General features: G+C 50.5%; 21 protein-coding genes. 15 read left to right on the forward strand and 6 right to left on the reverse strand.

Annotated elements, in window-relative coordinates; translation table 11 throughout:
• Window positions 1–86 precede the first annotated feature (86 nt).
• The 6 genes from ABD982_RS05175 (at window position 87) to ABD982_RS05200 (ending at window position 7,487) form a co-directional block, all read left to right on the forward strand.
• Window positions 87–1,175, forward strand: coding sequence for a GTPase Era (locus ABD982_RS05175; protein WP_345445297.1), 1,089 nt, complete (start codon window positions 87–89; stop codon window positions 1,173–1,175).
• Window positions 1,176–1,337: 162 nt separating this feature from the next.
• Window positions 1,338–2,735 (forward strand): LCP family protein, encoded by a 1,398-nt coding sequence (locus ABD982_RS05180; RefSeq protein WP_345445299.1) that lies wholly within the window; start codon window positions 1,338–1,340, stop codon window positions 2,733–2,735.
• A gap of 213 nt (window positions 2,736–2,948) precedes the next feature.
• Window positions 2,949–4,688 carry a 2-isopropylmalate synthase gene (leuA, locus tag ABD982_RS05185; RefSeq protein WP_251380094.1) on the forward strand — a complete coding sequence of 580 codons (1,740 nt, stop codon included), beginning with the start codon at window positions 2,949–2,951 and terminating at the stop codon, window positions 4,686–4,688.
• 98 nt (window positions 4,689–4,786) lie between these two features.
• Window positions 4,787–5,557 (forward strand): DNA repair protein RecO, encoded by a 771-nt coding sequence (gene recO, locus ABD982_RS05190; RefSeq protein WP_345445302.1) that lies wholly within the window; start codon window positions 4,787–4,789, stop codon window positions 5,555–5,557.
• A 6-nt stretch (window positions 5,558–5,563) separates the two neighbouring features.
• Window positions 5,564–6,343, forward strand: coding sequence for an isoprenyl transferase (locus ABD982_RS05195; protein ID WP_345445304.1), 780 nt, complete (start codon window positions 5,564–5,566; stop codon window positions 6,341–6,343).
• 52 nt (window positions 6,344–6,395) lie between these two features.
• On the forward strand, window positions 6,396–7,487 hold the full coding sequence (locus tag ABD982_RS05200; RefSeq protein WP_345445779.1) for a quinone-dependent dihydroorotate dehydrogenase: 1,092 nt from the start codon (window positions 6,396–6,398) through the stop codon (window positions 7,485–7,487).
• A 69-nt stretch (window positions 7,488–7,556) separates the two neighbouring features.
• Here the strand turns inward: ABD982_RS05200 and ABD982_RS05205 are convergent, their stop codons facing one another.
• Entirely contained in the window at window positions 7,557–8,168 is a 612-nt protein-coding gene (locus ABD982_RS05205; protein ID WP_345445306.1) for a DUF3043 domain-containing protein, read from the reverse strand.
• A 63-nt stretch (window positions 8,169–8,231) separates the two neighbouring features.
• Between ABD982_RS05205 and ABD982_RS05210 the strand changes: the two genes are divergently transcribed.
• The 5 genes from ABD982_RS05210 to ABD982_RS05230 all read left to right on the forward strand — a co-directional run bounded on the left by ABD982_RS05210 (window position 8,232) and on the right by ABD982_RS05230 (window position 13,291).
• Complete coding sequence (locus ABD982_RS05210; RefSeq protein ID WP_345445308.1) at window positions 8,232–9,611, forward strand: dipeptidase; 1,380 nt, start codon at window positions 8,232–8,234, stop codon at window positions 9,609–9,611.
• Between the two features lie 94 nt (window positions 9,612–9,705).
• Window positions 9,706–10,062, forward strand: a complete 357-nt coding sequence (locus ABD982_RS05215; protein ID WP_251380089.1) for a HesB/IscA family protein — start codon at window positions 9,706–9,708, stop codon at window positions 10,060–10,062.
• A 233-nt stretch (window positions 10,063–10,295) separates the two neighbouring features.
• A complete protein-coding gene (gene ctaC, locus ABD982_RS05220) occupies window positions 10,296–11,165 on the forward strand; it encodes an aa3-type cytochrome oxidase subunit II (protein ID WP_345445310.1) in 870 nt (289 codons plus the stop codon).
• A gap of 10 nt (window positions 11,166–11,175) precedes the next feature.
• Window positions 11,176–12,879: an aa3-type cytochrome oxidase subunit I gene (ctaD, locus tag ABD982_RS05225; RefSeq protein WP_345445312.1), complete on the forward strand. Its 1,704-nt coding sequence runs from the start codon at window positions 11,176–11,178 to the stop codon at window positions 12,877–12,879.
• Between the two features lie 10 nt (window positions 12,880–12,889).
• Window positions 12,890–13,291, forward strand: coding sequence for a cytochrome c oxidase subunit 4 (locus ABD982_RS05230; RefSeq protein WP_251380086.1), 402 nt, complete (start codon window positions 12,890–12,892; stop codon window positions 13,289–13,291).
• A 721-nt stretch (window positions 13,292–14,012) separates the two neighbouring features.
• On the opposite strand, the gene qcrB is transcribed toward ABD982_RS05230, so the two are convergent.
• The 4 genes from qcrB to ctaE are packed head-to-tail and all read right to left on the reverse strand — an operon-like array spanning window position 14,013 to window position 18,304.
• Window positions 14,013–15,677 (reverse strand): cytochrome bc1 complex cytochrome b subunit, encoded by a 1,665-nt coding sequence (gene qcrB / locus ABD982_RS05235; RefSeq protein ID WP_345445314.1) that lies wholly within the window; start codon window positions 15,675–15,677, stop codon window positions 14,013–14,015.
• Complete coding sequence (gene qcrA, locus ABD982_RS05240; RefSeq protein WP_345445316.1) at window positions 15,677–16,768, reverse strand: cytochrome bc1 complex Rieske iron-sulfur subunit; 1,092 nt, start codon at window positions 16,766–16,768, stop codon at window positions 15,677–15,679. The genes qcrB and qcrA overlap by 1 nt, the downstream gene beginning before the upstream one ends.
• Before the next feature lie 49 nt (window positions 16,769–16,817).
• Window positions 16,818–17,612 (reverse strand): cytochrome bc1 complex diheme cytochrome c subunit, encoded by a 795-nt coding sequence (gene qcrC, locus ABD982_RS05245; protein WP_345445318.1) that lies wholly within the window; start codon window positions 17,610–17,612, stop codon window positions 16,818–16,820.
• 53 nt (window positions 17,613–17,665) lie between these two features.
• Entirely contained in the window at window positions 17,666–18,304 is a 639-nt protein-coding gene (gene ctaE / locus ABD982_RS05250) for an aa3-type cytochrome oxidase subunit III (RefSeq protein WP_251380082.1), read from the reverse strand.
• 204 nt (window positions 18,305–18,508) lie between these two features.
• On the opposite strand from ctaE, the gene trpD reads away from it, so the two are divergent.
• Complete coding sequence (gene trpD, locus ABD982_RS05255) at window positions 18,509–19,555, forward strand: anthranilate phosphoribosyltransferase (RefSeq protein ID WP_345445322.1); 1,047 nt, start codon at window positions 18,509–18,511, stop codon at window positions 19,553–19,555.
• A gap of 64 nt (window positions 19,556–19,619) precedes the next feature.
• Here trpD and ABD982_RS05260 read toward each other — a convergent pair whose 3' ends face one another.
• Window positions 19,620–20,006: a DUF3054 domain-containing protein gene (locus tag ABD982_RS05260; RefSeq protein ID WP_345445324.1), complete on the reverse strand. Its 387-nt coding sequence runs from the start codon at window positions 20,004–20,006 to the stop codon at window positions 19,620–19,622.
• Between the two features lie 198 nt (window positions 20,007–20,204).
• Between ABD982_RS05260 and ABD982_RS05265 the strand changes: the two genes are divergently transcribed.
• The 3 genes from ABD982_RS05265 to ABD982_RS05275 all read left to right on the forward strand — a co-directional run bounded on the left by ABD982_RS05265 (window position 20,205) and on the right by ABD982_RS05275 (window position 22,225).
• Window positions 20,205–20,654, forward strand: coding sequence for an NfeD family protein (locus ABD982_RS05265; RefSeq protein ID WP_345445326.1), 450 nt, complete (start codon window positions 20,205–20,207; stop codon window positions 20,652–20,654).
• 33 nt (window positions 20,655–20,687) lie between these two features.
• A complete protein-coding gene (locus tag ABD982_RS05270; RefSeq protein WP_251380170.1) occupies window positions 20,688–21,779 on the forward strand; it encodes an SPFH domain-containing protein in 1,092 nt (363 codons plus the stop codon).
• Window positions 21,780–21,886: 107 nt separating this feature from the next.
• On the forward strand, window positions 21,887–22,225 hold the full coding sequence (locus tag ABD982_RS05275; RefSeq protein WP_345445328.1) for an RNA polymerase-binding protein RbpA: 339 nt from the start codon (window positions 21,887–21,889) through the stop codon (window positions 22,223–22,225).
• The last annotated feature ends 11 nt before the right edge of the window (window positions 22,226–22,236 follow it).

Consider the following 22,236-nt stretch of genomic DNA (forward strand, 5'->3'; position numbering starts at 1 on the left):
TTACCGAACAAACTCAAAGGGGCATAGGTAAAAGGTTGTAGAGTGGTCTGTAGTTTTTTATTGAGACCAACACTTGGAGTTTTTGAGTGGATTTTGCAGCTTTTCCCGATGACTATTCGGCTGGCTTTGCGGTGCTGGTTGGGCGCCCTAATGCCGGCAAGTCAACCTTGACCAACGCGCTGGTGGGGCAGAAAGTTGCTATTACTTCAAACCGCCCACAAACCACCCGTCATACCATTCGCGGTATCGTGCACCGCGATGATTTTCAGCTGGTATTGGTCGATACTCCCGGTTTGCACCGGCCGCGTACTCTGCTGGGAGAGCGTCTCAACGATCTCGTAGCTGAAACTCTTTCTGAGGTTGATGTTATTGGCTTCTGCATTCCGGCTGATGAGAAGATTGGGCCTGGTGATCGCTATATTGCTCAACAGCTTGCTGCCTCTGGAAACAAGCCCATCGTAGCGATTGTTACCAAAGCAGATAAGGTGAGCCACGAACAGTTGACCGAGCAGCTCATTGAAGTTTCGGCTCTGGGTGATGAGATTATGAGCGCGGAGCGAGTAGCTCGCAAACAGCGTCGCGATCGGCAAGAGCGCAAGAAAAAGGGCGAACAAATGCCCTTCCGTAAGGGTAGTGGCCCGGCTGCTTCTCGGGCTAGCGCTAAGGGTGAACCTGCCAGCGGCGTAGTGAACGACGGACGCGGCGGCTGGGCCGATATCATTCCTGTATCTGCAGTCAATGGCTATCAGGTTGAGGAGGTAGCCAAGCTACTCTCAACACATCTGCCTGATTCTCCTCCTCTGTATCCCACCGGTGAACTGACCGATGAACCTGAGGCCACTCTCATTGCTGAGCTGGTTCGTGAAGCTGCCTTGGAAGGCGTCACTCACGAGCTACCGCATTCGGTTGCAGTTACCGTCGAAGAGATGGAGTTCAGGGAGGGGCGCAGTGAGGAAAACCCGCTCTTGGATATCCACATTAACTTGTTCGTTGAACGTGATTCTCAGAAGGGAATTATTATCGGCAAACAGGGTGCACGCCTGAAAGAAATTGGTCAGACAGCGCGCAAGAATATCGAGACGCTGCTGGGCACCAAGGTCTTCCTATCGATTCATGTAAAGGTTGCTAAGGACTGGCAGAAGGACCCCAAGGCTCTGGGCAAGTTAGGCTTTTAGGCTTCCTTTCAGCTTTTGAGCTAAGAACCATAAGAATTTGTGGGTATTTTTAAGCATTACCTTGAACCACGGTGCTTATCGTCGGTATCTATGAAACGGAGTTTATGAATGGCCTTTTTAGGCTCTTCCCCTCAGCCTTCAACAGCTACACATGGGCGCCACATGCTACTTCAGCCCCAGAAGTCTCAGCGTTTGAAATGGCTTGCCTTCGGTTGCGTAGCTATGTTGCTTTTAGTGTTCGGGCTGGGTGGCTTCGCTCTGGCCAGGTTGCGCTCGAATGTTCACACCGCTGAGATGAATGTGGGGGAGTTAGTCGGCAATTTGGCGAGTGGTCCACTCGATATTTTGGTCATTGGCTCCGATACCCGTTCAGGTAATAACGCTGCTTACGGCGATGAGGCTGATGCAGAGTCCGGGGCCCGTTCAGATGTAATGATGCTGCTTCAGATCAGTGAGGACCGCCAGATGGTTAATGTGGTGTCGTTCCCTCGCGATTTAATGGTAGATATCCCTAAGTGCACCGACGCTGAGACGGGCCAGGTCTACGCCGCTAGTGAAGATACACAGATTAACGAGTCACTCGAGCGTGGTGGCCCGGGCTGCACTGTCGCTACCATCAGTAACATCACCGGTGTAGAAATTGATCACTTTATGCTGGTTGATTTCAACGCTGTTAAGGCACTGTCCAGCGTTGTTGGTGGGGTCCAGGTTTGCGTCACAGAAGATATTGATGACACCTACAGTGGCTTGAAGTTGGAGGCTGGAACCTCCGACGTTGAAGGCGAGCAGGCCCTTGCTTTCCTTCGGTCACGTCACGGATTTGGTGATGGGAGCGATACCGCCCGTATTAAAGCTCAACAAAGCTTTTTGTCTTCCCTGCTCCGCAAGGTTCAGTCGGAGGGCACTCTTTCTAACCCCAGCATGCTCTACCGTATGGCCGAAGCCGTCACCCAGAACGTCACGGTTGATAAGGGGCTGACCGATCTATCTACGCTGGTCAGTGTGGGGTCGATTTTCTCAACAGTTGACCTCAGCAAAGTTGTTTTTGCAACGGTTCCCAACGAACCCTACGTCCTAGATGACAATAAACTGCAATTATCCACCGAATCTGAGGCTTTCTTCACGAAACTGCAGAAGGACGAGAGTCTTGTTGAGCCGGCTGCCACAGAAGAAACGGCAGAAGAGGACGTTGATTCGCTGAACTATGATGTCTCCGTCTCCGTATCCAACGGTTCAGGCGTCGATGATAGAGGTTCTGCTCTAGCATCGGATATCACTGATCGCGGTTTCAAGCAGACCACCGTTGACGAAAACGCCGCCGAGTATTCAACCTCATCTATCGTTTACCCCTACGGTTTTGAGGCTGAAGCCCAGGCTGTCGCGGATATCTTTGGAATTACTACCCTCACACCTTCTGACCAGTACATCGGCATTGAGGTAGTAGTTGGCTCAGACTTAGCAGAGCATGACAAAGTCGAATCGCAAGATGCTGGTATAGCCTCCGGTGTCACCGGGCAGACCGCTGATCAGGTCACCTGCCAGCAGTCCTTTAACTACTAAATATAAAAGCTCCCGTGTCAGCGGGAGCTTTTCATATAGTGGAAATAGTGTGACCTTACTACCGGTGGCTAAAAAACGCGTGATACCTTGAACACATGAGTGAGATGCATATGGAAATGCTTATTTGCCGTAGCGCGGTTATACAGGTCATGCTGCGCTACGGGTTTGTTCCTGTTTCTTAGAACTATAAATCTCACGCTGAAAGTACACCTCATGAAAAATTTCCAGCAGCCGGCTTCTATGCCAGTGCACAAGTACGTCCCTTTTAATCAGCAGATTCAGGTATCGCTTCCGGATCGTTCCTGGCCAAACAAAACTATTACTAAAGCACCTCGATGGTGCGCGGTAGATTTGCGTGACGGTAACCAGGCTCTGATAGACCCCATGGACACAGAGCGCAAACTCGCCATGTTCAAGTTGCTGGTTAAGATGGGCTACAAAGAAATCGAGGTGGGTTTCCCCTCAGCATCTGCAACCGATTTTAATTTTGTGCGCACCCTCATTGAAGAGGGTCATATCCCCGCTGATGTCACGATTCAGGTGCTGGTGCAGTGCCGTGAACACCTGATTCAAAAGACCTTTGAGGCAATTGAAGGTGCCCCCAGAGCCATTGTGCACTTCTATAACTCAACTTCTGTTCTGCAAAGACGCGTTGTCTTTAACCAGGATCAGGACGGTATTTTGGACATCGCTCTGACCGGTGCTCGTCTGTGCAAGAAGTTCGAAGAGCAAATGGTATCTGATACTAAAATCACCTACGAATACTCTCCGGAATCCTTCACCGGCACAGAACTTGAATTTGCTGTCAAGGTATGCAATGCGGTAACTGACGAACTGGGTATCGGCGAGGGGCGTGAGGTTATCATCAACCTGCCGGCAACCGTCGAGATGGCTACTCCCAATGTGTACGCTGATTCTGTTGAGTGGGTTAGCCGCAATCTAACCAACCGTGAACACGTCGTTCTTTCCCTGCATCCGCACAATGACCGAGGCACCGGTGTCGCCGCTGCAGAGCTAGGCTATATGGCGGGGGCAGACCGTATTGAGGGTTGCCTTTTCGGTAATGGCGAGCGCACCGGCAACGTAGACCTGGTAACCCTGGGGTTGAACCTCTACACTCAAGGTGTGAACCCAGAAATCGATTTCTCCAATATTGATGAGATTCGCTCTACCGTTGAGTACTGTAACCAGCTACCAGTTCATGAGCGTTCACCCTACGGCGGCGACTTAGTCTTTACTGCTTTCTCCGGTTCTCACCAGGACGCTATTAAAAAGGGTTTTGAGCGTATGGAGAAGGATGCCCAGGCTGCAGGCAAAGATATTGATGACATGGTGTGGTCAGTTCCCTACCTGCCCATTGACCCCAAGGACTTGGGGCGCACCTATGAAGCAGTTATCCGTGTGAACTCACAATCGGGTAAGGGCGGCGTCGCCTATCTGCTGAAGAAGGATTTCGGCTTGGATCTCCCCAAACGAGCGCAACAGGAATTTTCTACCATTGTTCAAGCGCGAACTGACTCGCAGGGCGGTGAGGTTTCAAGTCCGGTCTTGTGGAACATCTTTGCTGATGAATACCTGCCCAGCACCGATGTTGAGAACCGCTGGGGCAAGTACCGCATTGAGTCCCTGTCTATTGATTCTGAAGAGCACGGTGCCACCACGATGCGTGCTGGTCTGGTCATTGAAGGTCATCGCTATGAGCGAGTGGGCCAAGGCAGTGGTCCCATTGAGGCCCTGCAGTCCATCCTCTCCAAGGAGGGGGTAGATATTCGTGTCCTGGACTACTCGGAACACACTCTTGCTTCAAGCGCTAATGCGCAGGCAGCTTCCTATATCGAAGCCGCGGTTGGAAGCCGGGTTCTATGGGGCGTTGGGATTGACTCATCTACTACCCGCGCGTCGTTGAAGGCAATGATTTCGGCGGTCAATCGAGCGATTAGAGATTCAGAATAAGTTTTCCGTGGCGGGGCTAGCCTCCTGGAGGTTCAGCCCCGCCGATTTCTTTTTTCTCTGTGACTGACAGAGTGCACAGGGTATGAAAGAATATGAGTGTGAGTTCAGCGCTATCAATGAATAAGTCCTTTCGCGATAGCGCTATTGTTTTGCGCACCCAGAATCTGGGGGAGACCGACCGTATCATTGTTATGTGCACCCGGGAGCACGGCATCGTCCATGCGGTGGCTAAAGGGGTACGACGCAGCTCTTCAAAGTTCGGTGCCCGCCTTGAGCCCTTTATGCTGGTTGACTTTTCGGCATCCGGCGGAAAAAAGTTAGCAACCATCTCTCAGGTGGTAACGAGAAGGGCCTACGCTGCCCCTATTGCTGCTGATTACGGTGTGTTTACCGTTGCAGCTGTTATTTGTGAGTTAGCTGAACAGCTGGTGCAGAACGACCAGGAGGCTGGTTCGGGTCAATTTTCGCTGCTGGCAGGAGCACTTTCTGCATTGGCTCGCCGATCTCATTCTCCCTACAGAATTCTTGATTCTTACATCGCCCGCTCTTTTTCTTTAGCAGGGTGGGGTTTAGCAACTTCTGCCTGCGGCATTTGTGCATCTGTCGATGATCTCAACTACTTCTCGGCTGAGGTTGGAGTCCTGTGTCAGAACTGCGGGCGGGGTAACTTGGTGCAACGTGTCACACCTATTTCAGGAGATACTCCCGCATACCTCACTGCTCTCAAAGCTGGAGATTGGGAGACCGTTGGGACGCTAGGAACTGCTTCCTCCCTTTCCGTCAAATCTTCACGGCTTATGATGGAATATGCTCAGTGGCATCTAGAGCGACCACTAAAAACGCTCGCAATTTTAGAAAAGGAAAGCTAGTCTCCTATGTCCCACCTTCTGCCTAATCCACACCCCAGCGGTGCTACTGCGCCGTCCATTCCACGTAAGTTTGTTCCTCAACACGTTGCTGTAGTGATGGATGGTAACGGTAGGTGGGCCAACGAACGTGGGTTGCCTCGTAATGAAGGGCACCGTGCAGGTGAGGCAGCACTTCTCGATGTGGTAGCTGGAGCGATTGAGATGGGTATTCCTTACATCTCGGCTTACGCTTTTTCTACAGAAAACTGGAAACGATCACCAGATGAGGTCGCCTTTTTGATGCGTTTTTCCTCAGAGGTGCTGGAGCGGCAGCTAGAGACCCTTAAGTCGTGGGGAGTTCGTATTAGATGGGCGGGCCGACGCCCTAAACTATGGAAATCTGTCATTACTCTACTTGAGAAGTGCGAAGCTGAAACAAAGAATAATACTGTTTGCACTCTCACTATGTGCGTTAACTACGGGGGCCGCGCTGAAATTGCCGATGCTGCAGCCTTGATGGCCCAGGATGTCGCTGACGGTAAAATAAAACCCAAACATATTACCGAGAAGACTTTTCAACGGTATCTTGATGAGCCTGACCTTCCCGATGTAGATCTATTTCTACGGACTTCAGGAGAGCAGAGATTTTCTAACTTCCTCCTCTGGCAGAGTGCTTACGCCGAGATGGTCTTTATGAATGTCCTGTGGCCAGATGTTGACCGAACTGTTCTGTGGGACGCCGTCGAGCAGTATGCACGCCGAGATCGCAGATACGGTGGCGCTATCGACCAGGTTACCTCTCGCTAATTTAGATTTATATACAACTGGTAGTTTTACCGCGGCTGAAAGGGGAATGACCGTGAGGTTATACCCAACCCTGTTCAATACGATGTTCAAACCTATGGATGCAGAAAGAGCCCACCATATTGGCATGTGGGGTGTGCAAACACTCCGCAAGACCGGTATTTCCAAAATTGGTGAACGTCTGTTTTTTGCGCCTCATCCGTCATTGAAAACTGAAGCTATGGGGCTGACTTTCCCTTCACCTTTTGGAATGGCGGCGGGGTTTGATAAAGGGGGCTACGCTATCTCAGCGCTGGGCAACCTCGGGTTTGGTCATATCGAAATTGGTACGCTAACCGGGCAGGCACAGCCAGGTAACCTTAAGCCTCGTCTCTTTCGTTTGGTCGATGATAAAGCTGTCATCAATCGCATGGGATTTAATAACGGGGGAGCTGCTGAAGCTGGACCGCGTGTCGCAGCGGCAAGAGCCGACTTACAGAGTGAGTATAAAGGCAAACTGCGCCCCCTTATCGGGGTCAATATTGGAAAAACCAAGCTTGTAGACCTTGAAGATGCCATCGAAGACTACTTGGTGAGCACACGTGTATTGGCACCCCAGGCAGATTACCTGGTGGTGAATGTTAGCTCGCCGAATACCCCAGGTCTGCGAGACCTGCAGGCTATTGAAACCCTTGAACCTCTACTTGAGGCTGTAAGGTCTGAGGCTGATAGAGTTGTTGTCGGTCGTAGAATACCGCTGGCCGTCAAAATAGCACCTGATTTGGCTAATCAAGATATCGTTGAGATTGCGCGTATGGCTGTGCGTTTGGGACTGGATGGCATCATTGCCACCAACACCACTATAGCCAGAGATGGTATGGGGCTAACTTCTGACACCGCTAAAATTACTGAAATCGGTGCTGGCGGTCTATCGGGGGAGCCGCTGAAAAGCCGCTCACTAGAAGTTCTCAGAATACTTAAGTCTGAGGTGGGAGACCAGCTTTCACTGATTTCAGTAGGCGGCGTAACCACCGCCAAAGATGTCCAAGAAAGGTTGGATGCAGGAGCTCAGCTAGTGCAGGGCTATACCGCTTTTCTTTACGAAGGCCCACTATGGGCAGCTCGTATTAACAAAGAACTTCTTGCTTTGCGAAAAAATAATAAGTAGTCAGTAAACGGGGGGCCGGAACTTCTGTACAGAAGTTCCGGCCCCCCGTTCATTGATAAGAGCTTGAGTTTAGCTGGGATATTGGCCGCGGGCAACCTGAGGTTTGGGTAGACGGAATCTACGAATCATCATTGATCGGTTAAAGGCGTAGAAGCCGGAACGTGGTTCTACGGCACCAAACTTTGCGATAATCCTTGGCTTGAGCTTGCGCCATAGAAGCCAGAAATCAATGAACCACAGCAGGATAAAGGCCCACATGACCAAAATGCTGTATTCCTGAAAGGCTCTGGTGAAAAGACCGATGATGAAGGTTAACAAAATGACGGGAAGAAGTACATCGCCCACGTTAAATCGTGCATCTACGAAATCCCGAATGTAACGGCGTTGCGGGCCGCGATCATTCACTGGAAGATAACGTTCATCGCCGGTCTGCATAGCTTGTTGTTGCTTGATGCGGAATTCGCGATTTGCTGCTTTTTCCGCTTCTTTAGCTGCCTTTCTATCTACCGGCACAAGAGGTGACTTGCGTGCGGCCTCTCTTTCTTTACGAGAGGGGGTAGGGCGGCCCTTGGGAGGGGTGTACTTAGAGTCAGACAGATGAGGTTCTGTTCTTTCAATCCTGATAGACCCCGCGGACTGCTGACTTTCAGTTTCTACTGCTTTATTTTTACGACCAAACACCTCTTAAGGATAACGATTTCGTGCCTTTAAATACATTTAACGCGTATTCTGAGATATATGACGATGCATGATTTTAAATTTGAGCACAAGGATCAGCTAGCTAATCTCATTGAAGAGCAGTTCGACGCGGAGCTGGCTAAGCTAGTTGAATTAGTTGCAATCCCTTCTGTGGCCTGGGAGTCTTTCGATATCTCAAAGGTCACCGATAGCGCGCAAAAAGTTCGTGAACTTGCGGTAGATGCTGGGTTTGAGTCGGCAGAAATACTGAGTGTTGAGTACGCAGGGGGCAAGATGGGCATGCCCGCTGTAGTAGCCCGCAAAGAGGCTAGTCTAGGGTACCCAACCTTCTTGTTGTACGCGCACCACGACGTACAACCCGCAGGCGATTTAACGCTGTGGAAGACAGACCCATTTACTGCAACCCAGCTTGGTGACAGGCTTTATGGCCGTGGAGCTGCAGATGATAAAGCTGGAGTAATCGCCCATCTAGCAGCTTTTTCAGCGGTAAGGAAAGTCTTAGGTGACTCCTTTAAGGTAGGCGTCACCCTGTTTATTGAGGGTGAAGAAGAAGCAGGTTCACCCAGTTTTGATGACTTTTTGTCACACTACAAACAAAAGTTAGCGGCTGACTACATCGTCGTAGCTGACTCAGCGAACTGGCGAACTGGGGTGCCAGCTTTAACTACAAGCCTCAGGGGTGTAGCTAGCGGTGATATTTCCGTAAGGGTTAGCGACCACTCGGTTCATTCTGGGATGTTTGGTGGGCCTTTGCTCGATGCCCACACTGTCCTTATGAAACTGATATCGACACTTCATGATGATAAAGGTAAGGTTGCGGTTGAAGGTCTATTATCTTCACCTCAACCAGAGGTTGACTATGATGAAGGGGATTTCCGAGCGGACTCAGGGATTCTAGACAGCATGGTCCTGGCTGGTGAAGGTTCGATATCATCCAGACTCTGGGCGCAGCCTGCCATATCGGTAATTGGCATGGATATTACTTCGGTAGCTGAATCCTCCAACACCATTGCGGCGACATCTAAGGCTCGTATTAGCGTGCGCCTGGCACCAGGCCAGAACCCCGATGACGCGCACAGGGCCCTAGCACGTCATTTTGAAGCTCGCAATGGATTAGGAGCTGAAGTTATTTACCAAGCTGAAGATTCAGGTCAGCCTTATTCCGCTGACACTGCTGGGGAGGGAGCTCAACTAGCCTTAGCGGCTTTCTCTGAGGCATGGGGAGTGGAACCTGTAACTACTGGCATGGGCGGCTCAATTCCATTCATAGCTACCCTAACGAGCCTGTACCCTGATGCGCAGATACTCATTACTGGTATTGAGGATCCTGACACAAGAGCTCACAGTGCAAACGAGTCCCTCTACATACCTGACTTCAAAAAAGCTATTCTCGCTGAAGCTTTGATGCTAGCTGAAAAGAGCTAGGGGAGTAGCATCACCATTGAGTAGCGCCCCCTCGCGCTCGAAGTTTTAAAAGCGTAAACTAGATGCTGAATAACACCTCTTGAAAGGAAAATTGATGTCAGAGACTGTTCTCGATAACGTATCAACCCACGCAGTGAACCTTACTGACCTTGCTGCAGCAAAAGTTCGAGCCTTGCTCGAACAGGAAGGTCGTACCGATTTACGACTGCGCATTGCTGTGCAGCCCGGCGGTTGCTCAGGTCTTATTTACCAGCTCTACTTTGATGAGCGTGTACTGGAAGGTGATGCTATCCGTGACTTTGACGGTGTTGAGGTAATTGTTGATCGCATGAGCGTCCCCTACCTCGATGGGTCCACCATTGACTTTGAAGACACCATTCAAAAGCAGGGTTTTTCAATCGATAACCCCAATGCGCAGGGGTCATGTGCATGTGGTGATTCGTTCAGCTAATTGCTACTGATGTAAACGATAGGGGTCAGCCTGTGCTTTCGCACAGGCTGACCCTAAATTTTTTAGTATGGCTGTCACGAAATACTTTTGTAATGACACGTCTATTAGATGACAGGTTGTCACCGTAATTCCCCATTTGCAGGTAAGCTCGTATTGAAAGATTTATACCTAGATTATTGCTGTCCACACACGGCACCTAGGTAACACGCACATCGCTACAGGAAGGGCCGTCTGTGAGTTCGCAGCATCGAACCGGCAGCAAGGGGCTGAAAAGCAAGGCAATAGCCACCGCTACTGCAGTCTCCGCACTGCTATTGACCGGTTGTTCAGAACAGGCAAAGGTGGGCTGGTTGCCTACCCAGCGTGGTGTAACCGATAACGCAGATACCATCATGAACCTTTGGATTGGTTCGTGGGTAGCTGCTTTAGCCGTGGGTCTTGTCGCCTGGGGCCTCATGCTCTGGTGCATCATCGCCTACCGTCGTCGCAAGTACGAAACCGGTTACCCCCGCCAGGTGAGCTACCATGCTCCTCTGGAAATTTTCTACACCATAATTCCCGTTATCTTGATTGTTAGCCTCTTCAGCTTCTCTGACAGGGCTGAGCGAGAGATAACCGCACCCAAGGCTGAAACCGCCGATGTTACCGTCGAGGTTTACGGGAAGCAGTGGGCTTGGGACTTCAACTACATTAACGAAGATGTCTACTTTTCCGGTATTCAGGCGCGTCTGAGCACCACCGGTGAAGAAGGTGTTGAAGAAACCCTTCCTACACTCTATCTGCCTACTAACTCGACTGTAGATGTCCAGCTAAAGTCTCGCGATGTAATCCATTCATTCTGGGTACCTGCTTTCCTTGAGAAGCGTGACACCATTCCCGGCATGACCAACCACATGTACTTCACTACAGGTGATGAGGCTGCCACCTACGCTGGCAAATGTGCAGAGCTCTGCGGTGAGTACCATTCTGAGATGCTCTTCAACGTCAAGGTTGTCCCTCAGGACGAGTATGACGCCTACATTCAGTCATTAGAAGACGAAGGTAATACCGGACGTCTCGGTGATGAATACAACCGCAATCCCAACCAGAACACCAACAACTAAGAGGTAACCCGTGACTACTCTTGAGTATTCAGCGGACACAACTAACGGCAGTGTTATTCCGCGGGTGGTGCCCAAGTCTAAAGGGCGAATTATCGTCAATTGGCTCACTTCCACCGACCACAAGACCATCGGGTACATGTACCTGATCGCTTCTTTCATTTTCTTCTGCTTTGCCGGTGTTATGGCTCTGATTATGCGTCTAGAGCTTTTCTCTCCCGGTATGCAGATTCTAGAAACCAAGGAACAGTTCAATCAGCTGTTTACCATGCACGGTACTGTCATGCTGCTCATGTTCGGTACCCCGCTGTTTGTTGGTTTTGCTAACGTCATCGTTCCTCTTCAAATTGGTGCTCCTGACGTTGCTTTCCCACGGTTGAACTCACTAGCATTCTGGTTCTTCCTTTTCGGTTCACTCATCGCTATTGCTGGGTTTATTACTCCTCAGGGCGCTGCGTCATTCGGCTGGTTCGCTTATGCACCGTTGAATAGCACCACTTTTAGCCCTAGCGTTGGTGGCGACCTTTGGATCTTCGGTCTTGCCTTGCAGGGCTTCGGCACCATCATGGGTGGCGTCAACTTCCTGACCACCATCCTCTGTATGCGTGCTCCCGGTATGACCATGTGGCGTATGTCGGTCTTTACCTGGACTACGCTCATCACTGCGATTCTGATCATCATGATCTTCCCGCCCCTTGCATCAGCTCTGTTTGCCCTGGGCATGGATCGCCGCCTAGGTGGCCACATCTTTGATCCTGAAAACGGTGGAGCCATTCTGTGGCAGCACCTCTTCTGGTTCTTCGGTCACCCTGAGGTGTATGTGCTGGCGTTGCCCTTCTTTGGTATCGTTTCCGAAATTATTCCGGTCTTCTCACGCAAACCGATTTTTGGTTACAAGGGTCTGATTTTCGCTACCATCGCGATTGCTGCTCTATCAGTAACCGTATGGGCTCACCACATGTACGTCACGGGTGCGGTAATGCTTCCGTTCTTCTCGTTCATGACGATGCTCATTGGTATTCCTACTGGTGTTAAGTTCTTCAACTGGATCGGTACTATGTGGCAGGGTTCGATTACCTTCGAAACCCCCATGCTGTGGGTCTTCGGCTTCCTTATTACCTTCCTGTTCGGCGGTATCACCGGCGTTATCCTGGCGGCTCCTCCGCTTGACTTCCACCTTTCAGACTCATACTTCGTGGTAGCACACTTCCACTACGTTATTTTCGGTACTTTGGTGTTCGGTATGTTCGGCGCCTTCTACTTCTGGTGGCCCAAGTTCACCGGTAAAATGCTCAACGAACGCATTGGTAAAATTCACTTCTGGTTGCTCTTCATTGGCTTCCATACGACCTTCCTGGTCCAGCACTGGCTTGGTGTGGACGGTATGCCACGTCGTTACGCTGACTACATGCCTGAAGACGGCTTCACCTGGATGAACCAGCTCTCAACTTTCGGTTCCATGATTCTCGCTATCTCGATGATCCCCTGGTTCTGGAACGTATACATCACTTACCGTTCAACTAAGACCGTTGATGTTGATGATCCTTGGGGATTTGGCGGTTCTCTGGAATGGGCTACCTCTTGCCCGCCACCTCGCCACAACTTCACAGCTCTTCCCCGCATCCGTTCAGAGCGTCCTGCACTTGACTTGCACCATCCGGAGCTGTCAACCAACAACGACGTCGCTGCGGCTGCTCGCCAGATCAGCGCACGATAGGGGACATAGTATGAAACTTTTTTCAAAGATTTTTGGTCTCATCGGTGTATTCCTGATTCCGGTTGGTATCACCTACGGGTTCATGACTGACTTTAATGATTGGGCCGGTTTCCCAGCGCTTCTTGCAACAGCTGTCATGTGTCTTTTCCTCTGGTACTTCTTGTCCTTCACTGACAAGAAGCATCCAGATATGCCCTACGAAGACCTTGATGGCGAAATTTCGCACGCTGCTGGCGATTATGGGTTCTATTCACCATGGTCTTGGTGGCCCCTGTTGATTGGCGTGGCTTGTTCTATCGCCGTTGTCGGTTTAGCTGTCGGCTGGTGGGTATTCCTCCTGTCGTTGCCCGTTGCAGCGGTTGCAGTTATAGGTTGGGTTTATGAATACAACAGTGGCGATCACGCTCACTAGTTTTCTAAATAACTAACAGGTTGGTGTCCGGTTCTAAATAGTTCCGGGCACCAACTTTTTTGTATCCAAAACAACTATCAAGAACTGCATCTAAACCATTTCCCAGAGGCAGGCTTGTTCGTAGATTGTAAGTACCGGCTAAAGTCTCCTGGTTACAGTCAATGCAGCGAGAATGAGTCAGAGGTCCGTAACTTAGTATTTGGCTCACGGTTTTTAGCCTCATTTATGAGTGATTGAGTGAGCTAAGGTGTGTAGACTCATACCCGTTAATTCTTGCGAAGTGGGCTTGCCTCTAAGGTTTATCGTCGGTCTATAGGGCCTCCGTTCGCCCGACCTTAGTTCTCTCTGTCTTTCGTTTTACAACCTTTTACTACTGGTCACGAGACCCTGCGAGAAATTCATGGTTTTCACCAAAGATCCCTGAGCTTTATCACGCTGTGCAATACAAAGTCCCTGGGTAACCCCTTAGTAGCCTTTCAGGACAGCTCAGGACAGCTCAGGACAGCTCAGGACAGCTCAGGACAGCTCAGGACAGCTCAGGACAGCTCAGGACAGCTCAGGACAGCTCAGGACAGCTCAGGACAGCTCAGGAAGAGCCAATCACGGGCGGGGCAGGGTTCTTATAATCAACACACCTAATTCCCACCAAAATAGTAAATATTTTTAAAACAAATGCGGGGCACCTCCGTGAGGTGCCCCGCATCTAGCTACAACCGCTTATTTACTTTTCAAGAGAAGCTGAAACGCTACCCTCAACAGCGTGGTCACTGTGGTGATCATGGTGAGCTGCTTCGAGCTCAGCAGGAGTCACAGCTACAACGCGATCTTCAAACCAAATCTTTGAAAGACCAGCTCGAATTTTCTCGATGGGATTGACCTTACCCTTCTTGTTCGGCTGAGCCGGGAGGGGGGCGGGCGACTCGAAATCGACGAGAGCGTAACGACGGTATTCATCAACAGGCTTGTGAACTTCGATGAATTCACCGTGGGGCAGCTGCACCACATTACCGGTCTCAATGCCGTGAAGAACCAGTTCACGATCCTTACGCTGAAGTGCCAAACAAATACGCTGAGTAATGTAGAAGCCGATGAGAGGACCGACCAGGAAGCTTGCGCGCAGCGCGTAAGCAACATCGTTCAATGAAACGTGGAAGTGTGTTGCAATAAGGTCTGAGCTCGCTGCAATCATAAGGGTTGCGTAACCGATGATACCTGCAACGCCTACGCCTGTGCGGAAAGGAGCGTTTCGAGGACGATCGAGAACGTTATGAACTCGGTTGTCCTTAGTAACCCACCGCTCAATCCAAGGCCAGAAGACCATAGCCATTATGACGCTGCCCGCCATGAGAGCGAAGGGGAGCAGAACGCTAAGCACCCAGGTTCCACCCAGGAATTCAAATTCCCAAGGGAAGGGCCATACGCCAGGCCACAAACGCAGTGCACCATCACCGAATCCTACGTACCAGTCGGGCTGGGTACCAGCCTGAACAGGGGAGGGATCGTAGGGGCCGTAGTTCCACAATGCATTGATAGTAAAGGTTGCACTAAGGAGCGCAATAATACCGAAGACAATGAAGAAGAAGCCACCGGCTTTAGCTGCATATACGGGACCAACGGGGAAGCCAACCACATTGTTCTCAGTACGGCCTGGGCCAGGGTACTGAGTGTGCTTGTGGATGACCACCATGAACATGTGAATAGCAACTAGCAGAAGCAGGATTGCCGGAATCACCATGATGTGAAGGCTGTAGAGACGGCTAATGATTGCGGAGCCGGGGAATTCACCACCGAAGAAGAACAGTGAAATGTAGGTACCGATGAGCGGAATCGACTTGAAGATACCGTCGATAATACGAAGACCGTTGCCTGACAAAACGTCATCGGGAAGTGAGTAGCCAGTAAAGCCAGCAAGAATGCCAACAATCATCAGCGTTGCACCAACAACCCAGTTGAGTTCACGAGGACGGCGGAAAGCGCCGGTGAAGAACACACGCAACATGTGCACGGTCATGGCCATCATGAACATGAGGGCTGCCCAGTGGTGAATTTGGCGCATGAGCAGACCGCCGCGTACATCGAAGGAGATGTCCAGGGCAGATGCGTAAGCACCTGACATGTCTACGCCCTTCATGGGGACGTATGAACCATCGTAGGTCACCGAAACCATGGTGGGGTTGAAGAAGAAGGTCAGAAAGGTTCCTGACAAAATCAAGATGACGAGGCTGTACAGAGCAACTTCACCGAACATGAATGACCAGTGGTCAGGGAAGATCTTACGGCCAAATTCTTTGACGATGCCAGATACGCCTACGCGCTGATCAACGTAGTGAGCAATGCGCCCTGTTGTTGTCTTAGCTTTGTAATCGGACTGCAGTGAGTGCGACATTATGCTTCACCTGCCATTTCTTTAACGTGCTTTGCGCGTTCCCAGTAACCGGGACCGACAGGCTCGTGGAAGTCGCTCTGTGAGACCAGGTAGCCTTCCGAGTCAACTCGGATGGGAAGTTGAGGCAGGGCGTGACCTGCGGGACCAAAAACAACTTCACATTCGTTAGCAGCATCGAAAGTTGACTGGTGACAGGGGCACAGCAGATGGTGGGTGCGCTGCTCATAGAGAGCGATGGGGCAGCCAACGTGGGTGCAGACCTTTGAGTAGGCGATGATGCCGTCTACGTTCCAGTCTTCACGGCCTTCAGAAACGTTGAGTTCGCTGGGATCGAGACGCATCAACAATACAACTGACTTGGCCTTTTCTTCCAAGTACCCATTTTCGTGGGTAAGGGTTGAAAGGGTCTCGGGCAGAACGTGGTAAGCAGATCCAAGGGTTACATCAGCAGCCTTGATAGGAGTACCTGAGGGGTCACGAACGAGACGGACACCTTCGTCCCACATGGTGTACTTGAGTACTGACGGATCAGCAGGGCCCAGATCACGGAAGAGGGTGACAAAAGTCAGGGGAGCGAGGATAACCGAACCGATGAGGGTATTACGCAGCAGAGGGCGACGCTTAATACCGGTTTCTTCGATGATAGTTTCCATGATTTCCTGAGCCTCTGCGCGGTCCTCTTCAGAAGTAACCGCGTGACGCTCTTCGACCATCTCATGGTCAGGCATGAGTGACCGTGCCCAATGGACGATGCCGATACCAATACCGAACATCGCGAAAGCGACGCCAAGACCCATGAGCAGGTTCTGCAAACGAAGCATCTTGTTAGCTTCGGGGTTCATGACATCGTAGAAGTTGCCGCTGACCTCGATACCGAAGTATCCAACCCAGAACAGCAGGGAGCCGAGTATTGAGATGACGAATAGTAGAACTACCTGTCGCTCAGCACCTTTGGCTTTTTTAGAATCCACGTCGGTCAGACGTGGAGCGTGCGGGGGAAGCCCCGGATCGGGGAACCTCTCCTGACTTGCCTCTTGAGAGGTAACTACGGCAGAGGTATGAGCCTTTACGCCGTCACTATGGTTTCCCATGTGTTGCCTCAAATCTTCCTTGGTACGAAATTTATGTGTGTGCTAAAGCTTATGCAGCTCGTGATGTGAGCCACAGGGTGAATGCAATGACAATCACGAGACCGAGAGTCCAGATCAAAAGACCTTCAGACACGGGGCCAAGCGAGCCTAGAGCGAAACCACCAACGGGGGTATTTACTTCCTGAGACTTCAGGTAGGTAATCACATCGCGCTTTTCTTCAGGGGTGATGTTTACATCACTGAAAACGGGCATATTCTGAGGCCCGGTTAACATTGCCCCGTAGATGTGCCTCTCTGATACGCCCATCAGGGTGGGGGCAAACTTACCGCGAGTTAGAGCGCCACCAACGCCAGCAGCGTTATGGCACATAGCGCAGTTTGCTAGGAATACCTTTGCACCGTTAGCTGCATCGCCTTTGGAAACATCGAGGTATTCGTCCTCAGGAATGGCGGGACCTGCACCGAGTGAAGCTACATAAGCTGAAAGCTGCATCGTCTGCTCGTCGTTGAACTGCCCGGGCTTAAGCTGAGCCTGAACGCCCTGCATCTGCATAGGCATACGACCAGTTCCAACCTGGAAATCAACAGCAGCGGCACCAACACCAATGAGTGAGGGGCCGTCTACTGAGCCTTCTGCGTTGGTTCCGTGACAGGTTGCGCAGTTAGATACAAAAAGCTTCTGGCCCTCTGCGATATCTTCAGCGCTGTAGGAGGTGCTTGTTGCAGCCTGGGCTTCGTTAGTAGCTGTGGCAACTGCATAGAGGCCACCGGAGAGAAGCAGAGCAAGGGCAAGCAACACAAGAGCTGCGAGCGGATGGCGCCGCTTTTGAGAAAGTGCCTTCACGTTGTTTGTTCCTTAGTGTGTGCTAGTTATGGATAGTTAATTTAGCGATTGGCTTACTTGAGGAAGTAGACGACCAGGAACAATACGATCCAGATGACGTCAACAAAGTGCCAGTAGTAAGAAACAACGATTGCTGAAGTTGCTTCGTAATGGCCAAAACGCTTGGCAACATACGCGCGGCCAATAATCAGCAGAAACGCGATAAGACCGCCAGTCACGTGGAGGGCGTGGAAGCCGGTGGTGATGTAGAAAGCGGAACCGTAAGCGCTTGAAGCAATAGTCATGCCTTCGGAAACAAGGTTGGCATATTCGTAAGCCTGCACGGATACGAAGAACGCACCCATGATGAAGGTAAGAAGGAACCACTCGATCATTCCCCACTGGCGAATGTCAAAGATGGAACCGGTACGACGGGGCTTTAGCTGTTCAGCTTTAAAAACACCGAACTGACAGGTAACGGAACTCAAGACCAACACGATGGTGTTAGCGAGAGCGAGCGGGACTTCAAGCAGGGGTGTGTTCTCAGCCCAAATATCGGGGCGTGAAGCACGAAGCGTGAAGTACATGGCGAACAGGCCGGCAAAAAACATGAGCTCAGAAGCCAACCAAACCACGGTGCCCACGGCTACCTGGTTTGGTCGATTTAGAGCGGCATGAGCCGACTTACTTGGAGTATGGGTTGCAGTTGTCACATAGACATTATGTCTGTAAAACTCGCCATGAACCAATAGGCGGGGCTGTTTGTCGTGGGGTGTGTTGTAAATCCTGCATAAAATGCCCTATTTGAAAGCGGTGTTACGCAGTTATGTCGAAGCGCACGAAGAAGTCGCCGCTCTCCCTGTCAACAAACCGGGTCATGGGGGAGAGATTACCTATAAGCGCCATAGACTGGGTGAATGCTTAATTCAAAAGACCTATCATGGAAACACATACTAAATCGTCTCACCGCCCAACATGATCTCACATCTCATGAAATTTCTTGGGCTATGGATGAGATTATGAGCGGGGCGACGCCCGAAGCGATCATTGGTGCATTTCTAGTTGGACTTCATGTTAAGGGTGAAACTCCTCAGGAGCTGCAAGCACTTGCTCAAGGCATGATTGAGAAGGCAGAACCTATTGAGGTGACCTCATCGGCAGTAGATGTTGTAGGCACCGGGGGAGACCAGCAAAACACCGTCAATATTTCAACCATGGCCTCGCTAGTAGTTGCCGGGGCCGGTATTCCTGTCATTAAACACGGAAACAGAGCTTCCTCTTCATCTAGCGGTAGTGCAGACGTTCTTGAAGCACTAGGTGTCAACCTCAACATGAGCATTAAAGATGTTGCTCAAGCTGTATCAGAGGTTGGAATCACTTTCCTCTTTGCTCAGATATTCCACCCTTCCATGAAACATGTGGCCCCCACACGAAAAGCCCTAGGGGTACCTACTGCATTTAACTACCTTGGCCCCATGACTAATCCTGCACAGGTTAGATCTTCAGCTATTGGTGTCGCAGATCATGAGATGGCTGAACGTATTGCTCAAGTTTTTGCATCAAGAGGGGACCATGCACTCATTGTGCGGGGTTCTGATGGACTGGATGAGATTACAATTACTGGCCCTTCATATGTATGGGAAACTTTCGATGGGGAAGTTACTGCTTACGAACTAAACCCAGAAGATTGTGGTTTTCCCTTAGGTGTGATGGGCGACCTGCGCGGTGGCGATGCAAAACATAACGCTCAAGTAGTACATGAAACTTTGAAGGGGTCCATGGGTCCTATCATGGACGCTGTGTTACTGAACGCAGCTGCTGCAATTACTGCCTACAGCCCGGTTGAAGGCATAAGTTTCGACCAGCGGTTTGCTGAAGGAATTGGAAGAGCCAGGGAAGCCATTGATAGTGGCAAGGCCCTGCAGGTTCTTGAAAAATGGGTATCTTATAGCGCAAACAAGTAATGGTTGAGAGTTAAGGAAAAAGGGGGTCTTACAACAGCGTAGGACTCCCTTTTTCAGATAACTACTACCGACGACTACGCCCAACGAAAATGATAATGAGTCGCCATCCGACCAAGAAAACAAAAAGCGTCAGGGTAGAAACGATAACGAATGCTGTTGCTGCGGTATCACCAAAGCTGATTCGTAGAGCCATGCCGACGACTAGGGTAATGCTCCAGACAATAATTGCTTCTGCCATCAAGGGGAGGTTTCTCCTGGTATTAATGACCCAGATCAGAATATGGGCAGAAAGTGCAGATGCCAGGAAAGGTGCCGACGCTCTGAGGATATCGCTAAGGTCTTCGCCGTGGCTCATTAGACCGATAGCAATAAATATTAGAATGAGCGCCACGTCGATACACAAACGTAAAAACTGATTTGGAAGCTGTTTGGTTGAAGATGATAGAGGCATATTAATTACTTTAGTCCACTGACGTATCCCGGGGTGAGGGGAGCGTTCAAAAACATTACTTTACATAATGTATATTATCGGCGTTTCAGTACAGTCCAGAAATAGCCATATTTCATCTGAACCACGGGTGCAATCATAGGTTCTTTTCATCAAGTTCATAGAGAATAGAAATATCCTTAATCTTCACAGGAGGTATACATGATCGAATGGTTCTCGGACAACCTGTGGGCTCTGTGGCTGGCCATTGCAATTATTCTCTGCATCATCGAAATCTTGATGTTGGACTTCGTGTTCCTCATGATGGCTGTTGCTGCCCTGGCTACTGCCGGCAGCTCTGTTTGGGTCGATTCCATTGTGACTCAGGTTGTCATCTTTGCGGCGGTTAGCATCGCCCTTTTGCTCGGACTAAGGCCGCCGCTCATCAAGAAATTTCATCAAAGTTCACCAGATACTCCGATGAACGCCGGTGGTTTGGTGGGCCAGACTGCTTTAGTGATTGAAACAGTAACTTCAACAGCGGGTTTAGCGACGCTTGCCGGTGATACCTGGACCGCCAGGCCCTCTAGCCCCGAAATGGTTATACCCTCTGGCACCAACGCCCGGGTTACGGCCATCAAAGGCGCAACAGCCTACCTAACAGCTCTCTAACCCCCATTTTGTAAGGAAATCCCCTTGTCAATCATTAATCTAACGGTTGCAATCATACTGATTGCCCTCATCATCTTGGTGATTACCGTCTTGCTCAAAGCGGTACGTATCATCCCCCAGGCTCGCGCTGGAATCGTTGAACGTTTGGGTAAATACCATACAACACTGAACCCCGGCTTCCACGTGACAGTTCCCTTTGTTGACCGAGTACTTCCCCTCATCGATTTGCGTGAGCAGGTTGTCTCTTTCCCAGCCCAATCAGTAATTACTGAAGATAATCTCGTCGTAGGTATTGATACTGTCGTCTACTTTCAGGTCACTGATCCCAAAGCAGCAACCTATGAAATCACCAACTACATTCACGCTGTAGATGAACTCACCAGCGCTACTCTCCGTAACGTCGTCGGTGGACTGAACCTTGAAGAAACTCTGACTTCACGAGACAAGATCAACACCGAACTTCGCGGCGTACTTGATACTACAACCGGACGTTGGGGCATCCGCGTTTCCCGCGTTGATATTAAAGAAATTCAGCCTCCACATTCCATTCAGGATTCCATGGAGAAGCAAATGCGCGCTGAACGAGATCGTCGTGCAGCTATCCTTACTGCCGAAGGTCAGAAGCAGTCACAAATTCTAACCGCTGAGGGTGATTCTCGTGCAGCCATTCTGCGTGCTGAAGGTGAAAAGCAGTCTCAGATCCTAACTGCAGAGGGTGACGCTAAATCAGCTATTCTCCGTGCAGACGGTGAAGCGCAGGCCATTCAAAAGGTCTTCCATGCCATTCACTCATCTAATCCCAGCCAGAAACTGCTGACTTACCAGTACCTGCAGACTCTACCCAAGCTTGCTGAAGGCGATGCTAATAAGCTGTGGTTCATCCCCACCGAACTTGGTGACGCTCTGCGCGGCATCGGGAATGCTTTCACCCCTGGCAACCTAGGACCAGACGTAGAGGAACAGACTGACGAATCAGCACCGGTCTCCCCCATCGTTGATACTCCCGTTGTTCGGATTACTGAAGAGGATCTCAACCCTAATCTGGATAAGCTAGATTCAGGTATTGAAATACCTACTGACACTGCAACAGAAACGACTAACGCTCTCGATGATTCGACTCGCTAAAACTGTTCGTCCGGCTATAATTAGAGTTTGGTCTTAAACGGGAATAAACCCGTGCTGCATACCCGTTATGCACTTCAGACATACAGTCATCTTTTTGGAGGAAAATAATGAGCGATCGCAGCCTTCGCGGAATGCGTCTTGGTTCTCAGTCGATGGAAACCGAATCTGGCGTTGAGCCGGCACCTCGCCAGCGCGTGGAGTACCGCACTGAAGATGGCGAACGTCTATTTGTAACCTTCGCTCAGGAAGCTGAAATCCCGGCAACATGGCCCGCTAAGTCAGGCAAGGAAGCCTTCCTTGTCTCTGGAGACGGCAAGGTTGAAGAAAGCAACGAAAAGCCAGTACGTACTCACTGGGATATGCTTCTGGAACGCCGGAGTGTCGAGGAATTAGAAGAGACTCTGCAGCAGCGTCTAGATATCTACCGTGAGCGTCACACCATCTAGAAATCGGTAAT

Source organism: Rothia endophytica (genome assembly GCF_039543885.1).
Taxonomy (GTDB): domain Bacteria; phylum Actinomycetota; class Actinomycetes; order Actinomycetales; family Micrococcaceae; genus Rothia; species Rothia endophytica.